Genomic DNA, 16656 nt, shown 5'->3' with positions numbered 1-16656 from the left:
CATGTTCCGACACACCAACGAAATGCATCGAGAATGTTGAGCTCGGGCCCCACGACCCTGCCTACCCAAGAATCTCCAGGGTGGGTCACTGACCAGCCGCGAAGCTCTCAACTGACCGATTCAGGATGGCCGCAGCCAGGGCTCCTACCTGCGACAGCAGTTTATTCGACTCGAGTGAGACTTCCACAGGCGCCTGCGCGATGCGGACAGCACCGTTACGCACATCGTGGAACTGTCCCGAGGCTCCACTTTGCCCGGCGTAGACCAGCCACCCCAACGTCTGCCGATGCGCGACGCAGTACGCGAGCATCTGATAGACGTCAACGTTCGGGTACGCACCCTCCGAGCCGACCAGCTTGTACTTGGCGTCGACAACGGCGACGATCTCGCCGCCGCTTCGGTGAATGATGTCGGGCTTGATCTCGACCCGCGATGCCTCGTCCAGCCAGTCCCGATCCTGAGCAACCGTCCGACCGAGCGGGTCGATGGATCTGAATGCCTCACGTAAGGCGGTGGTGAGGAACTCCTCGAACACGGTGGCCATGTTGACCACGAAAGAGGCGACCGCGATCCCGCCCGCGGACGTCGAAATGCCGACATTGCGCAGGATCACCTCGCTGACCCGTAGCGAAGCCTCATAGCGCACGTTGGCGCGAGATCGGCTCCAGTCTGGGAGCGGAGCACCCGGAGCGATCTTCGTGACGCCATCGAGGCGGCCAGCCAGGTGCGTGAGACGGGCACGAACCGGCGCCGGGATACGGGGCACGAGGGACATTCGGTGCAGCGCGGCAAGGAGTATCCGGTTCTCGGCGATGTCCGGCTCGTACTCGTCGTAGGTGACCTCCAGTGGGAGCAATGCCCCGGGCCTCCGAGCCACTTGGTCGGCGGCCCGGAGACGACCGCGCAGAACAGCAAGCGACTCGTCACGGGTGACGTAACCCTGGAGAACGCCCTGCCTCAGTGCCCGCTCTCCCAGCCGTGCAAGGGTCTCACCGAGCGCCGGCCAGAGGTCATCGTCGGCGGCGCCGTCGAGCTCAGTCGGCAAAAAACCGGGATCGGATGCGTAGCCGAGCATGAAGAGCACCGATGAGAACGGGGCCTTCGGACGTACGACGAGGTCGAGGTCGGCGACGCGGGCTGCACCGACGATGTTGCGGCGGGGCACCAGGCGCCAGGTGCCGTGACCGTAGGGCTGTACGTCGACCAGCCCCGTGCCGGCGACCGTGACCGCGGACTCTGCCGAGAGCGACAGGACAAGACCGTCCTTGTCGTTCTCAGGCAACTCGTGGCGGGTCACGAGCTCGCCGTCGGACCGTCGTTCGTCGCGCCGTCCTCGCTGCTGGCTGGGGCATCCTGGACAAGTCTCTTGTGCAGAACGTCCAATCCGAACTGGGCCGCGATCTGGGCGCGGGTGAGCCGACCGTAGTAGTGCTCCTCCAGGAGCGGGAGGATGTCGTGATGCCAGACGCGTTCGAGGCCACGGTCGGTGGCCGCATCCTCGCGCATCAGGTACGACGGGCCGATCTTGAACTCGCGGTCCTCCTCACCGATCTCGCGATTGAGCGCAGCGAGGAGCTCGGCACGGATGCCGTCCTTCTCGTTTTTCTTGAGCCATCGCCCCAGCAGGCCGGCGACTGGTTCGACGTCGGGGTGCATCTCGATGAAGGAGAAGCGGCGACGGATGGCTGCGTCGACCACGGCGATGGAACGGTCAGCCGTGTTCATCGTGCCGATGATGAAGAGGTTCTTCGGCAGGCTGAAGGACGCCTCGGGTGAGTACTGGAGGGTGACACTCTCGTCGCGGTACTCCAGCAGGAAGTACAGCTCACCGAAGACCTTCGCGAGGTTGCCGCGGTTGACCTCGTCGATGATGAGCACGTACGGCGTCGCCCGGTCGGCGGCGGCGTCGGCTGCGATGCGACGCAGCGGGCCAGGGACCTTGTCGAAGGTGAGGCTGCCGTCGTTCTGGGCCCGTGGCCGGAAGCCCTCGAAGAAGTCCTCATAGGCGTACGACGGGTGGAACTGCACCAGCCGGACCTGCTCGTCGCCAGCGATATGGCGGGCGATGCGGCGTGCCAGGTAGGTCTTTCCGGTGCCGGGCGGGCCGTGAACGATGACCTGACGGCGGGTCTCCAGCAGGGAGATGTACTCATCGAGCCAAGCCTTGTCGGTGAAGGTCGTGCGTTCCAGATCGTCGTCGGCGCGACGGAGCTCGAGTGGCCCCGAGGGCACCTGCGGCGTATCCGTGGGCTCGTCCGGTACGTCGGGTTCGACGTCCGGGGTCGGAAACAACTTCAGAAGCGCGTCGTGAGCATCGGTCAGGTCGATGACGTTGCGCGACGGCGTGGTTAGCAGGCTCGGGACCGGTGCCGGCAGCGATCCGGCTGGAACCGACTCCGGCTGCCACTGGACGGCGCGGCGAAGATGAGGCTCCTGCTCGTAACGCAGGGGTGGGCCGCTGACGTAGCCGAGCCAGACCTCGTCGTCGAGGCGTGCGATGACGACGTCGTCATCGCCGATCACAGAGAGGAAGGCGGCGTAGTCCTCGGTGAGGCCGATGCGCTGGGCGTAGTCGACGTGGCTGTAGCGATCGTTGATGATCTGGCGCAGCTCGGACTTGGTCAGGTCGAAATCGATCTCGCCGAGGTGGGTGGCAGCAAGTGACACGTAGCCTTCGGAAAGCCAGGCATCGATCAGGTCTTTGCCGCCCGGCTTCGCACGGACCGCCCAGGCTCGCTCGCCGGCAGACTTCTGCGGTCCTCGCCACCAGACGCCGACGAAGGGCTGCTCGTAGAAGTCGACGAACCCGCCATGCTTGCTCTCCAGCTTCGTACGGATCTGGTCGAGGTCGTCGTCGAGCGCGACAGGGTCGTTGCCACTGGACTCCCCGATCTCGTAGATGAATGCGTCTCGGATCTGCTGCCGGTGCTGGTCCTTGACGGCTCGGGTGAAGGTTTCCGGGAAGGCGAGGAACAGCACGGTGTTGCGGATGAGCGCAGCGTCAGCGGGTATCCCTCGCACGATGTCACGGAACGTCCACGGGTCAGTGGCAGCGCGTGCCCTCTCGTCTTCAGATAGGGACCGGATCGTGATGACGAACTGAGCCAACCAGGGGATGTGACGCCACGCGTTGATGTTGTAGCCGGCGCCACCGTGGAAGGCGCCCCCACTCGACATCCCATCGAGCATCGCCTGAGGTACAGCCGGCGTCTCCTTGATCCAGGAAAGGGCCTCCTCCAAGCGCTTGCGCTTGGTAGCCGCACCGACGTTCTCCAGCGGAATGAGCCGAAGGTAGATCAGCTCGGCAGCGAGCAGCTTGGTGTCGCGGTCCGCGTCAGCGAGCTGCCGCTTGAACTTGTCCATGAACGAGGCGTCGCTCTCGTCCGGATAGTCCTCGATCGCCGCCCGCACATACTCCGCAGTGTCGGGCCGCCAGATCTGAGCAGTCGGATCGATGACCGACATACCGTCCCCGAGGATGTTGTCGATAACCAGACGACCTGCGGCTGCGGTTGCCAGAAGACGCTTCTCAAGGTCGCTCATGATGCCACCACCACGGCGACGTTACGAGCACCCTCGCCCGCTGGCGGGCTGAGAATCGACTGGTACGTGGTCTTCGAGTCGATCGCTGCTTGCATCGCGTCGTAGACCTCGAGGATGAGTCGCTTGGTGCGGTACTCGCCGTGGGTCTCGACGTCCTTCCGCCTGACTACCGAGAAGGAATCCATTATGTAGCTAAGATCATCGCGGTTGACGCCATAGAGATGGAACAGAGCCGCGTCGATCTCGCTTCGGATCAAGGCACGCCGCTCTGCGTCGAACTCGTATGTTCCGATGCGAGCATCAACGTGAATGTCTGCAGCAGTTGAAGTCAACTCATGCACCCGACGAAGAACCCAATCGACCGGCTTGTCCGCCACCCATGTCGCGTCTTCGATCATCGCGCGAGTCACCACAGCTGTCTGCTTGATGATGAAGTGGCTGAGGCTCGTGCCACCGACTGACTGCCTGATCACGAAGTCCGTGACGAACGAGTTGAGCACCGCTGAGAGGAGCAAGCCGTCTGGGCTCAACATCAACTGGATCTTGTTGTTGACCGCTCCAGATGGAAAGACGGGAGCAATCATCGTTCGCTCATCTGTCGCGCGGCCAATTTCCCTCCACCCGAAGAGCCAAGTTTCGCTCCAACGCCGTTCCAGCGACTCAACCACGTGCTCCTCGTGGACCCAGTACTGCGGCATGACCGAGTAGGTTGGATCGCCCTTCTCAGCAATGGTGGAGTCCCGGATGGTGCCATCTGCCTCGTACGTTGCCCACCGGTGGTCAAACTGGTGGAGCATCTTCGCCTCGTAGAGCGGGACGTAGCGCTGGGGTGTGTCCATCATGTCGGGACGACCTCTCCTGACTTGGTGGTATCGGGTTGAACGCCGGCGGGCGGGTCGAGCGGCGAGACGTACGGGATGCCCGATGCGGCGGCTCTCGCCATCGCATCGTAGGCCGCCAGGATCGACTTCTGGGTGCGGAACGTGCCGTCGGCGGACTCGTCCCTCCGCCGGATGATCGGGAAGGTGGCGAGGATGTGGAGGATCTCGTCTCGCTCAACGCCGTATAGGTGGAAGAGGGCGGCATCGATCTCGGCACGGAGCGTGGCACGGCGCTCGGGGTCAAAGGGGAATGGCCTCTGCCCAGGGGCGGGCGCGATCCCGGCGAGGTCCGGGGTTGTGAAGGCGAGGTCTACGACACGTGCTCTGAGCCAATTGGAGATCGTCTGCGCGTCGTCCCAGGGTGCGGGGGCGTCGAGGACGACGGGCGGGACGATGGGCAGCTGGGTGAGCACGCCGTAGGTGAGGTGGGTGCCGCCCACCTTCTGGCGGGCGACGAAGTCGAACGCGAAGGAGTTCATCTGCGCCAAGAGCAGGTCGCCGTGCTCGGCCCAGACGAGCGGGAAGGTGTGGCCGACAGGGAGTCGCGGCAGCAGACCGGCGAGGCTAGTGCGTTCGTCGGTGGCGCGGGCGATGTCGCGCCACCCGAGGAGCCACCCGCGGTCAGGGCGGTCGGTGAGGACCTCCTCCAGCTCGCTAGCGTGGACCCAGTAGCGGGGCATGACGACGTACGACGGGTCGCGCTTCTCGTCGGCGCTGACGTCGCGGGTCGTGCCGTCGAGCTGGTACGTGGCCCAGCGGTGGTCATACTGGTGCATCATCTTGGCCTCGTAGAGCGGGAGCCAGCGGTTGTCTCTCTCTCTCTCTCTCTCTCTCTCTCTCTCTCTGACGGCTTCCGGACGGATAAAGACATTGCCGTCAAGCACCCAGCCGTCGGCCTCGAGCTGCTCGCGGGAGCGGAAGAGGTGGGAGTCCTCGGACATATGGAACATGCGGCCGAGCTCGACCTGCCACGGGTTGCCGGTGGGGTCGCCAGCGGCGATGAGGGCTTCGTTCATCAGGACCGGGAGGCGGCGGTAGATTCCGAGGGTGATCTCGGCGTCCCGTCTGGTGCGGAAGATCGGCAGCGTGCCGGTATTCGGGTTGAGCAGCGTGATCTCTTCCGGGGCAAGCGAGAACGCCTGCGTCGCGATGTCCTTGGCATCGTGCAGGAAGAAGGCGAAGGTCGCATCCTCGGCAGGTCGATCTCGACCTGTCATGGTCAGCAGGCAGAACTTGAAGCTCCGGTGCACGCCTTCGAAGATCGGCGCAGCGTTCTCGAAGTCGTAGAGCGCGGCGATGCTCTTCGACTCGGCGATGTCCCGGAAGAAGAACTTGGTCGTGTCGTCCGTCGCGATGTTGGTCGGGACGATGATGCCGGCCTGGCCGGTGGGTCCGGTGAGGGTACGGAAAAGCTCGGCGAAGACGGCATAGGTGTTGACGTCTCCGCGGCCGGCGAGCGGGAAGGAGCCCGAGCCGCGAAGCATCTCGCGCTCGCCGACCGACCGACGGTGGGCAGCGGTCCATTCGCGGAAGAGTGCCCGTTCAATGGGGTCATCGCTGTGCGCGAGCGCGTCGATGAGTTTGCGGCGGGCGGCGGCGTTGGGGGCGGTGGCGACCTCCGGGTCGCGGCCGGCGAAGAACTCCTGTTCCTGGATCTTGACCCTCTCCCAGGGCGGGTTGCCAATCATGCAGTCGAAGCCGCCGGTCCATCCGGCTCCGCCGGCTCGCCCACCGGCGCGGTCGAAGATCTCTGGGAATTCCAGGTGCCAGTGGAAGAATCGGTACTCCTCGGCGATGGCCTCGACCTGGGCGCGAGTCGCCGCGAGAAGTGGAGAGTCGGGGTCGGTCTCGAAGCGGCGCACGATCGCGGAGGTGGGAGGCTCGGCGATATGGTCGCGCTCGCTGGTGGCGGTGGAGAGGTTGTTGGGGCGCAGCGGCCAGACGAAGGCAGCGCACCAGGCGTCGGCGTGGAGCTTGCGGTGCAGGTAGTCGGGGTTGGTGGCGTAGGCACGCCATTGGCGGGCCTGGCGGCGGACTGACGCGGCGTCGTCGTACACATCGGCGAATCCGGTGCGGGCGGCGGCGAGGCTGTGGACCACTCCCCCGCCGAAATCGAGGTCGAGTTGGTCCTGGACGCTGCCGAAGGCGCCGCGCTCCTGCTTGTTGAGTTTCTTGACGGCCGAGGCGTACTTCTTGTCGTCACCGGCGAGGGCTTCGAAGGCCTTGTCGGGCAAGCCGTTCTTGAGGAGGGATGGGGTGGCGCCGAGCAGGGAGTTGCCGACGCGGATGTGGGCGTCGAGGAAGCCGAGGGCCTTGCCGGGCTCGATCGCCTCCAGCCACAGGGAGACCTTGGCGAGCTCAGCTGATAGCGGGTAGATGTCGACGCCGTAGATGCAGTGCGCGACGACGTCGCGCAGGGCGTGACGTACGTCAGCGGGGGTGGCCTGGTCGTCGCCTGCGCGGACCGCAGCGAGACGCTGGGCGATTCGACGTGCCGAGGCAACGAGGAAGGCGCCAGAGCCACAGGCGGGGTCGCAGACAGTGAGCGCGAGCAGGTTGTGCTCGGCCTCGGCGGCGTCGGCGGCTGAGGCGACCGCTCGGTCGATGACGGGATCGAGGGCGGTGTCGAGAAGCGCGGAGACGAGAGCGGGCGGCGTGTAATAGGAGCCGGTGGTCTTGCGCTCGTTGCCGCTGAGGTGCGCGAGCCTGAAGGTGCGGTCCTCGAGCGAGATCTGCGGGACGAGCTCAAGGAGGGCCTCGTAGACGCTGCCGAGCTCCTCGGCACCGAGGTTGCGGTAGTCGACGGGCTGGAAACGTTCGCCGCGCTGGATCCAGGAGAGCGAGCGGATGGCTTCCAGGAAGAAGTCGTTGGCGAGGTCTGCCTCCAAAAGTGGCTCCTCCTGACCTTCCTCGGGGTCGAAGAGGCCGCCGAGAGCGGGGAGGGCGAGGCTGGGTTCGCCGTCGCCGCCGAGGGCGCGTAAGACGAGGCGCTGGGCCTGCCACAGGTCGCTGTAGGCGGTGGAGCCGTGCCGGAGGCGGGCGGTCTGTCGCAGTCGCTGGGTGGAGAGGTAGGTCTCGTATCGCTTGCGTGCCCCCACCTCTGCTGCTGGGTCGAGGAGGACGCCTCGGTCCTCTGTGACGAAGAGGAAGAGTAGGCGATAGATGAGGCGCAGGAGGTGGCGGTGAAGATCGCGGTCGGTGAGCTTCCCGGTGCCGAGGTCGTCGCGAATGTGGGCGTTGGCCGGGTGGGCGACGAAGCCGGTGCCGAGCTGCTCAAGGGCTCGCTCGACGCCGTCGCGCAGGCCGTTGAGGGCACGGGCGCCGGCCTTGACCGTGTCTGCGCGCCAGGCCTCGAGCCAGCAGTCGGCCGGGTTCGGGTCGGTGCCAGCCTCGATGGTGCGTACTTCGAGGCGGGACTGGTGGCAGAGCATCCACAGCAGGAGGAACTCAGCGAAGAGCTCGCCCTCGAAGATGGTCTCGAGGTCGAACTCGATGTAGGCGGATCCGGCCAGCGCGGTGGAGTCGCGCAGGAGGCGGAGGCGGCGCCCGTTGGCGAGGATCGCCCACAGATGTGGCTCGGAGCGGTTGACGAGCTCCTGGACCATCGCCTGGGGTGCTCGGGCTGCTCCGGCAACACCGGGGTGGCGGTGGTCGAGGTCGATGCCGGGGCCGACGAGGTGGACGGGAACCTGCTGCCACAGGTGGGAGAGGGGGAACTCCTTGCCGTCGACGACCAGGGGGCCTGGGTGGACGGGTACACGGCCGTAGCCGAACTGGTCGAGTAGTGGAAGGAGCCATCGGTCGCGGGTCGTGGCTGCGCTGGTCGCGTCGAGTCCGCCCGGCTCGCGGAGCTGAGCCTCACGCCAGTCGTTGTAGACACCGGTGAGGTAGGACCAGGCACGGTTGGCGGAGTCACGAAGGGTCTCGCGGCCAGCGAGGTGGTAGGCCGCCGGGGTGAGCGATTCTGGGGGCAGCTCACCGCCCTGGAGCCGCTGGAAGAGGGTGGCCGGCGCGATGCCGCCCTCGATGCGGATCGCTTGGAGTGAGGTGCTCACGCGTGATCTCCTCGAGCGGCGTCGGGAAGGTAGACATAGATGCCGAGCAGGTCGATCGGGAGCTGCGGCCGGACGGTGAGCCCACGGATCTCTGTGCCGTGCGCGCGGTCGGTGCCGCGGGCGGCTCGGCGGACTCGCGTGTGTGCGTCCCGGAGCTCGTCGGCGGCCCGGTGGGCCTCCTCGGTGAGTGCAGGTTGAAGACCGGGGAGTGCCCCAGCGATCGCCGTGATCAGGCCCCGGGCTCGGTCGGCCGGGGTGTTGATGCTCGGCTGTGCGTCCAGGAGAGCGTCGACTTGGTCGTGGTCGAGCCATTGCGGCGCGGCGGGACTGCCGGTGAAGGCGAGGGTCCTCGCCTCCTCGGCGATCTGGGTGGTGGTGCCGTAGCGGCCGGGAATGGTCACGTGTACACGGAAGCGGGCGAGAAGGAGGACCGTCATGGTGGAGACGTCCCTGCTGGTGATGACGCCGGCCCGCCTGGCGGGTCGCTGCTTCTCGGGCACCCGGTTGTCGAGGGCTCCGTCGAGGACGAACCGGGCCAGCGAGGCGACCCTGTCGTCGGTGCGGTGCAGGATGGCTGTCCCCGTGGGTGCCGGCAGATCCCGGGACCAGTGGAGAACGTCTTTGGTGGTGCCGAGCGCGTCGCGCAGGCCGACAGGGACGGTGTGCGTCTCCAAGTCGAAGCCGCTCGTGCTGGTCCTGGTCTCGGCGCCGAGCTGGGCGAGGGCCGAGTCGACGAAGCGCGCGACGTCGTCGGGGCGTCCGAGGCGGCGGCGGGCCTCGGTGACCTCGACGGAGACCTCGGCCGGGCTCAGCGCGTGCTGGGCGTAGCGGGCTCGGGATGCCTTCTCATTGTCTGCGGCCGAGCGCCACTCGCCGTCGAGGCTGGTCGCCTCGGGCAGGCCGAGGTCGAGGCTGAGCTGATCTGCTCCCTCGCCGCGCAAGAGGGCGCCTTCGAGGAGTGCGGTGAGGACCTTGTCGCTGGCGTCGTTGGGGACGGGGACGCTGATGCCCAGGTCCTTGCGGATCTGGGCATGCTTGCGCAGCAGGACGTTCATGACGATGCCGTCGATACCGTTGTCCTCGCCGTAGATCGTCAGAGCTCGAACGATGTCGGCCTGCTGGCCGAAGCGGTCGACACGGCCTTCGCGCTGTTCGTGCCTGGTCGGGTTCCAGGCGAGATCGTAGTGGATGACGGCTTCGAAGCCGTCTTGGAGGTTGACGCCCTCGGAGAGGCAGTCGGTGGCGACGAGGATGCGACCCTTGGGTGCGTCAGTGGCGACGATGTCGCGGACGCGGGCGGCGCGGTCGTCGGGGGCGAGCTCGCTGGTTACGACCTCGACGCTCGCCTTGGGGAACGCGGCGCGGAGCTGGTCGGCGACGTAGTGGGCGGTCGGAATGAAGCGGCAGAAGACGATCGATGACTGACCGTCCCTGTGGAGCTTCTTGATTTCCTTGGTCAGAGTGGTCAGCTTGGCGTCGTCGGCGGGGTTGAGGCCGACGGCGGTCTCACGGAGCCCGATCAGGGCGCGAAGCTGGGGAGAGGCGTCATCGGGTATCGGGACGGCTCCGGGGACGGTGTCGTCGGCATCGCTGGCGTCGTCCTCGACCTGGTCCATCACGGCGGAGGCGCCGAGCGCGTTGGCGGCGTCGGTGGTTCCTGCCGCAAGCGCTGCCGAGCGGACGGTAAGGGTAGCGACGGCTGCCCCGGGCGAGGATGCGACCGATCGGAGCAGCGAGAGGACCGACCACCAGCGGACGCGCTGGTCGAGCGTCGTACCGGACTTGTCTTGGACCTGACCGCGGGCGTAGGCGATGACGTCCTCGAAGAATGTCTTGTAAGTCGGAGAGAGCAGATAGGCGACCTCGCGGGACTCACGGTCGGACGGGAAGCGGGTGTCCTCATCGAGGTAGTTGCGGATATCGGCGCGACGACGCTGCACCATGTAGCGAGCCAGACGACGTCGGCCAGCCTCGCTCGCGGCGTCGATGCTCTCCAGCCCGGGGCCGAGCAAGCCGAGGAGGTTGCGGAAAGCGGCTTCCTTGCCGGAGTGGGGGGTCGCGGTGACCAGGATGAGGTTACGGTCCTCGTCGGCGGCGAGACGCTGGAGGAGTTCATAGCGCTGCTGGCGTCCCCGGTCGCCGCCCATAGTGCCGTCGGAGACACAGGTATGCGCCTCGTCGACGATCACGAGGTCGGGGGCAGTGCGGAGAAACTCGTCGCGGCGGCGGTCGGACTTGACGAAGTCCGTGGAGACCACCGTGATCGGGTGACGTTCAAAGATGGACTCATCGTGGCCGAGGCCCCTCTGGAGACGGGCCACGGTCGACCCCAGGACCAGAACCGCGTCGAGCCCGAACTTCTCGCGCAGCTCGCTCTGCCACTGCTCCGCTAGGGAGGGCGGGCACAGCACGGCGAGACGCTTGGCGGAGGCCTGGGCTAGGAGCTCGCTGGCGACGAGTCCGGCCTCTACGGTCTTGCCGATGCCGACGTCGTCGGCGATCAGGAGCCGAGTGACGTCCTGACGCAGGGCCATCAGGAGCGGGACGTACTGGTACGGCCTCGGGTCGACGCCGAGAGAAGCGAGCGAACGGAAGGGCCCCCCGGTGGAGCGGAAACCGATGCGCAGCGCGTCGCGCAGCAGGTTGGCAGAGCGATAGTCACCGAGGTCGTCGGGACTCGGCGGCGGGAAGGTCGCGTCCTCGACGTGCTCCAGGTGTAGAAGGACGCCCGCAATGTCTGCCTCTCCTCCGGCGAGGGGCCGTAGGACGAGGAAGTCGTCGCTGCTCTCGGGCAGCACAACCCATTCACGGCCGCGGGCACGGACGAGGGCGCCGGATGCGTACGCCATCAGACGAGGCTCCCGAAGGCCGAAGGGTTCTCACGCACGAAGGTCTCCAGGTCCGTGTCTGGGGTCAGTCTCATTACGTGCCAGCCGTCGGCGATCAGCTCCCAAGAGATGTCCGCCGGGGCGTCTGCTCGCTCGACGATAACGACGCTCTTGGTCTCGTCGAAGATGAGGTCGGCATGCTGCCCGTGGACCTCTTCGTCGACTCGGTCGGGAAGTCGCAGTTGGCGCTCGGCGAGGAAACCGGCCAGCTCCTGGGCGACGTGCTCGGCGGGGGTCGGGTAGCTCCTGCTGCCGCCGGTGCTGGCCCCCTGGCCGTTCGAGGTGGACGCTTGCGGGGCGGTCACGGCCGACGCCAGCCGGATCAGGCGGCGTACCGCAGTTCGTCGGTCGATGGACTCATGGTGGCTCTGGTTACCGTAGGTGAGCAGGCAGCGGTAGCAGCCGCGGACGCACGCGTCGTCGGCCTCCTTCCCCGTGTCGGCGTCGACGTGCATGATCTCAAGAGCCTTGCGGGCGACCGCGGCCAGGGCAGTGGGGTCGGACTGCAGCAGGCGGAGCACGCCGGCTCCACCTTCGGCCGACTCGACCAGGAGGAAACGTCCCCGGGTGACCTCGCTCTTAGTCGCGACGGCGAGATTGTCGGGGAGCGGCTCGCTTGTCAGCTCGGAGTCCTCCAGTTGGTAAGTAGCCTCGACGCCTCGCTCGACGGCGTACATCAGGGTGAGGGCCTCGGAGGTGGAGATCTCATCTTCCCATCGCAGAACGGCGATGTTCTTACGGTCCTGGACGAACGGGATGACCTTCTCAGAGCGCCGCTTGTCCTCGGCGGTCATGATCGTCTCGTCCTCGTCGGCTGACTCGTCGAGCTCCTTGGCCTTCGTCTCAGTCAGCCACGTTCCGCGGACGGTGTCGAGCCAGAAGCCGCGGTCCTCCTTGAGCCGACGGCGGCGCTCGCCGACATTCGTCATCCGCAGTTCGGCGGCGTCGCCGTAACGAAGATGCAACAGCGGTGCACCAGCACCGTCGGTGATGTCAGCGTCTGCGAAGCCCGGGTCCGTGCCGCGCTGGAGGAACCGGTAGCTGGAGAGGATCTCGAAGCCGACGCGGGTGCGTTCCTCCTCGTCGGCAGAGATGCGCTCGGCCCGTCGGGTAACGACGGCCTGGAGCGGGAGGAGTCGGTCCATGACCTCGGTGAGCTGGGCGCTGCAGTTCTCGCAGACGTCGACGCCGACGCGGCGCTCGTGGTGGTAGCCGCAGCTGGTGCAGTAGGAGGTTCTGTGCAGGGTGAGCGCACCGGGCTCGGCGTCGTTGTCGCGGGGCAGGTTGACACGTACGACTCGGTAGCGGGCGCCCTCGTGGTAGATGAGGGCTCGGGGTCCGAACTCGCGTACGGCAACGAACCGAGCGCGCTGGAGCCAGGTCGCGTCGCGGTTGCGGGCGTTGGCGATGCCCGGGATGTAGGCGGCAAGTGGCAGGCGGGGGAAGGAGTAGCCAGGGAGGAAGCCCTCCGAGGCGAAGTAGCGGTAGGGATAGAAGTCGCCCTGGCCTACCTGCTCGGCGGAGTTGAGCAGGAGTTCGAGCTGTCGCTGGGCGTCGCGGTGTCGATAGGAGGCCTGCTGGCGCTCCTTCTTCACCGCCGAAGCGGCCTGCGCCTGCGCGTTGGCGAGGTCCATCTCGGCACTGACGGTGCGGTGCAGTCCCCTCCAGCGCTCGCAAGCTCTGTCGAACTCCGCCGGCGCCTCCTTCAGGACGGCCTCGAGCCAGCCCTCCTCGTACCAGGGCGCGGTGACAAGCACGGGCGCGAGCGGAGTGAGGACGGCTCGGGCTGCCTGCGCCGCGCTCTCGATCAGGCCACCAGCGGTGAGCTTCTGCCTGATCTCCGGGAGCATCTCGTAGGACTTGCTCGTGGTGTCCACAACCTCGCTCATCGACCTGCCCAGCGTTGCTCCTGAGGCCGCGAGCCAGACGGCATGGACGTGCGAGCGGACGAGCTCCTCGTTGGTGAGGTCGATGCGGGGCGGCTGGACACGCCCAGAGACCATCTCGCTGCCGCGTTTGAAGTAATACGTGTCGTGCGCGTTGCCGGACGAGCAGTAGGTGACGACGAGGGCCGGGTCGCCGGATCGTCCGGCGCGACCGGAACGCTGCGCATAATTGGCCGGTGTCGGAGGGACGTTGCGCATGCCTACAGCGTTGAGCTTGGCGATGTCGACGCCGAGCTCCATGGTCGGCGAGCAGTAGAGGAGCTTCAGCTCACCGTTACGGAAGGCGTCCTCGCGTTCCTCACGATCCTTCGCCGGCACCTGGGCGGTGTGCTCTCGCGCGACAAGACCGATCAGGTCGTGGCCGATCTCTCTGTACATGTCGCGGAAGAACGGCAGCACTCTTCCGGCATGCTCGGGGTCGACGGTGCGTCGGATCGGATCCGGAGCAGCGACGGTGCCATCGCCGGCGTAGACACGGATCTGGTGGACCCGCAGCCGGTAGATGTCCGCGCTGCTCTTCTGGCCCTTGAGCTTCGCGAGGATGTCGGCGCCGACCAGGAGTTCGACGAGTGAGTCCATGACCTGCTCGGAGTCGTTGAGAGGCAATCCGCCGTCGTTGAGCTTGCGTGCGAGCCAGCGTGCGTAGCCACCCTTCGGGGTGAGCGACAGGCCGCCGGGGGCGCCGCCCTCCTTCTGCGAAACCAACGAGCCGAAACCGAGCGTCGGAAGCTTCTCGTTGTCAGGGACCGTCCATACGCCGGAGAGATGGTTCTCGCTCAGGCGTTGGATGGTCTCCAGCCGCTCCTCGGTGAAGACCTCCGTCTCCAGGGCGAGCACGCGGCGGAACTCGTCGAGAAGGACTCGAATGTACTCGTAGCGCTCCTCCGGGGTGCGCTCCCGCAACAGCGGGTGCGCACCCTTCCACCTGTCTTCAGCGTGGCTAAAACGCCGAGCGGTTGGGTACTCGATCCTGATCAGACCGGTCTGCTCTAGGTTGGGCATCGTGACACGCCAACCTCGGCGCAGGTCCTGCATTGCACGGAACTCGATGACCTGACGCAGCGCTTTGTCCGCTTGGGTCGTGTCGAACGCCTCCGGCGCGCGCATGTAGTCCTTGGGTTCCAGCGGAAGATGGTTGATGATCTTCGAGACGAAGTCCTCCGACGGATCCAGGCCGTCCTCTCCTGCAGCCTGGGCAGTCAGAAAAAGCGCCGAGCGGAGCAGGCCCACCAGCATGAAGTCGTTGACGTGGCCGGCCTGGAGACTCGCGTCCTGGCGATTGTCGACGAAGGTGAGGAGCTTACGAGCCTCGTCCGAGAGATCCGATGCAGCGTTGAGCGAGCGGATGATACTGGTCGAGAGGACCGTGACTGCGCTGGAACGACCCTCCATATCGAGGGTCGCGAGCTTCGAGATCTCGCTCTGCCTTGGGTTGTTGTAGGCGATGTCGCAGCGCAGGCAAAAGAGCATCCCGCCTGGGACGAAGGTGGCGTACGTGCCTGCCTCATTGGGCTCGGTCGGCTCGTTGCGGTCGGTGATCCGCTGGGCGTGGCCGAGTAGATCCACTCGGTACGCGTTCGGGATCCGGTCGCGGCGGGACTTGATCACGGCTCCGGCAGGGTCGGTCCAGGTCATCGGGAGCCGGCTGGTCATGTCGACCGGCATCGGGTTGCCGGTGCTGATGTAGAGGTAGCCATCACCCTCGACCGCCTTCACCTGGCTGGTGGTCCGGGCCTTGAAATCGCCGGTGGCGCGATCGTGGGTCACCATCAGGTACTCCTGCCCGCATTCGCGGCAGAAGGCGAGCGGGTACAGACGCCGCTCGGCGCCCTGCTCCTCGGCGTACACCTGATAGTCATGCTCGATCAGCCGGGTCTCCTCGGCCTCGGCGGTGACGTAGACCGAGGCTCCCTTAGAGATGAACTGATGGAGACGGAAGGCAAAAAGTGGGCGGCGGGTCTCGGGGTGGAACGCTTTGGTGGCACCAGCCATGAGGGTCGCTCGGATCGCCTGAGCACAGACATACTCCTCGCGGTCGATGCTCACAGCGAGCTGTCGGGCCGCCTCCTCGACCGTCACGGGCGTGGTGCGCACAAGGAGGTCGCGGGACTCCTCCCGGATCCCGAAGGTGGCCTCTATCCATCCGGCAAGGGGATCGCCGCGCAGCGGCTCATAACCGGCGTGAAGGACCGGGTCGAGGCTTTCGGCATCGCCGCGTGCGTCGACCGCCGCTGCTAGCGCAGCCGGACTCGGGTCCGCCATCGACGTGGCCCGCACGAGTGTCTCGACGATGACCCGCTCCGGAGTGACCGTGGTCCCGAAGATCGTCGACGCCACAGCGGCGACCTCCTGGCGCTGCTCTGCAACGGTGTCAGCGGTCGCCATCGTCGCGGACGTGCCGACGCACTGGAGGGAGCCGCCCGTGCCTGTGGCCTGCCGAACTCGCCTTACCAACAGCGACACGTCGGCGCCCTGACGGCCTCTGTAGGTGTGGAGCTCATCCAAGACGAGAAAGCGCATGCCGGAGGCGGCCTCAACCAGTCGTTCTCTTTCATTCGGGCGAACGAGCACGTACTCCAGCATCACGTAGTTCGTCAGCAGGATGTCCGGCGGATTGTCAAGGATCCGCTGACGCTCGTCGCCCTTCTCCTGGCCGGTGTATCGACCGAAAGTTACTGGCTGATCGCTGTCGCCGAACCCTGCGACGAGGAACTTCTCGAGCTCGTCCATCTGGCTGTTGGCGAGCGCGTTCATCGGATAGACGATGATCGCCTGGATGCCCTTGCCTGAGCCGTTCCGCAGGACGTGGTCGACGATCGGGACGATGTAGGCCAACGACTTGCCGGAACCGGTGCCGGTGGTGAGAACGTAGGACTCCCCCGTCCTCGCCGCGTCGATCGCGTCGGCCTGGTGGCGGTGGAAGGTGATCGGGAACGCAGCGGCGGGGTCCTTGTCCTTGCCGACGCGGAAGATCTCGCTCGTTCGGGGGTGGAGGATACCCTGGGCAACCAGGTCGTCGACGGTCCCGCCGGAGGCGAACGAAGGGTTGAGCGCCAGCCATGGATCGGGCCACTGCGCCCCGCGGGCCACCTGCTCATCTACGGACCCTCTGATCCGCTCGTCACGCAGATCGAAGTATCCGGTGGTAAACCGCTGATAGTCGTCAATCAGGTTCCGATGAACCTTGAACGCGTCCACTGATCCCTTGCCATCTTCATCTTGATGCCTGGGACCACTCCGGTGAGCGCCCCGTGTATGCGCTGAACCTATCAAGGCAAAGACCCATATTTCCGGAGATCACTCATACACCGACGGCACCTACGCCGACTCACGCTCATCGATG

General features: G+C 66.3%; 6 protein-coding genes. All 6 read right to left on the bottom strand.

Going from position 1 to position 16656, the window contains the following annotated elements:
- Positions 1-85 precede the first annotated feature (85 nt).
- Genes ABT304_RS09080 through ABT304_RS09055 form a run of 6 tightly spaced genes read right to left on the bottom strand, consistent with a single transcriptional unit; the run spans position 86 to position 16403 of the window.
- Positions 86-1297 carry an McrC family protein gene (locus ABT304_RS09080; RefSeq protein WP_350714595.1) on the bottom strand — a complete coding sequence of 404 codons (1212 nt, stop codon included), beginning with the start codon at positions 1295-1297 and terminating at the stop codon, positions 86-88.
- The gene (locus ABT304_RS09075; protein ID WP_350714593.1) at positions 1294-3543 is read right to left on the bottom strand and encodes an McrB family protein; all 2250 of its coding nucleotides are present in this window, start codon (positions 3541-3543) and stop codon (positions 1294-1296) included. The genes ABT304_RS09080 and ABT304_RS09075 overlap by 4 nt, the downstream gene beginning before the upstream one ends.
- The gene (locus ABT304_RS09070) at positions 3540-4382 is read right to left on the bottom strand and encodes a hypothetical protein (protein WP_350714591.1); all 843 of its coding nucleotides are present in this window, start codon (positions 4380-4382) and stop codon (positions 3540-3542) included. Before ABT304_RS09070 ends, ABT304_RS09075 begins: the two co-directional genes overlap by 4 nt.
- Positions 4382-8479, bottom strand: coding sequence for an Eco57I restriction-modification methylase domain-containing protein (locus ABT304_RS09065; protein ID WP_350714589.1), 4098 nt, complete (start codon positions 8477-8479; stop codon positions 4382-4384). The genes ABT304_RS09070 and ABT304_RS09065 overlap by 1 nt, the downstream gene beginning before the upstream one ends.
- A complete protein-coding gene (locus ABT304_RS09060; protein WP_350714588.1) occupies positions 8476-11328 on the bottom strand; it encodes a DUF8741 domain-containing protein in 2853 nt (950 codons plus the stop codon). Before ABT304_RS09060 ends, ABT304_RS09065 begins: the two co-directional genes overlap by 4 nt.
- Entirely contained in the window at positions 11328-16403 is a 5076-nt protein-coding gene (locus tag ABT304_RS09055) for a DEAD/DEAH box helicase family protein (protein WP_350714586.1), read from the bottom strand. The genes ABT304_RS09060 and ABT304_RS09055 overlap by 1 nt, the downstream gene beginning before the upstream one ends.
- Positions 16404-16656: the final 253 nt, after the last annotated feature.

The organism is Nocardioides sp. NPDC000445 (genome assembly GCF_040300245.1).
GTDB lineage: Bacteria > Actinomycetota > Actinomycetes > Propionibacteriales > Nocardioidaceae > Nocardioides.
Note: the sequence above shows the minus strand (reverse complement) of the source record. Positions and strands in the feature narration are given on the sequence as shown.

What these genes read in the sequence shown, in the direction of transcription:
- ABT304_RS09060 (WP_350714588.1), bottom strand. Translation starts at nt 11,328, where the DNA reads ATGGCGTACGCATCCGGCGCCCTCGTCCGTGCCCGCGGCCGTGAATGG.
- ABT304_RS09075 (WP_350714593.1), bottom strand. Translation starts at nt 3,543, where the DNA reads ATGAGCGACCTTGAGAAGCGTCTTCTGGCAACCGCAGCCGCAGGTCGT.
- ABT304_RS09070 (WP_350714591.1), bottom strand. Translation starts at nt 4,382, where the DNA reads ATGGACACACCCCAGCGCTACGTCCCGCTCTACGAGGCGAAGATGCTC.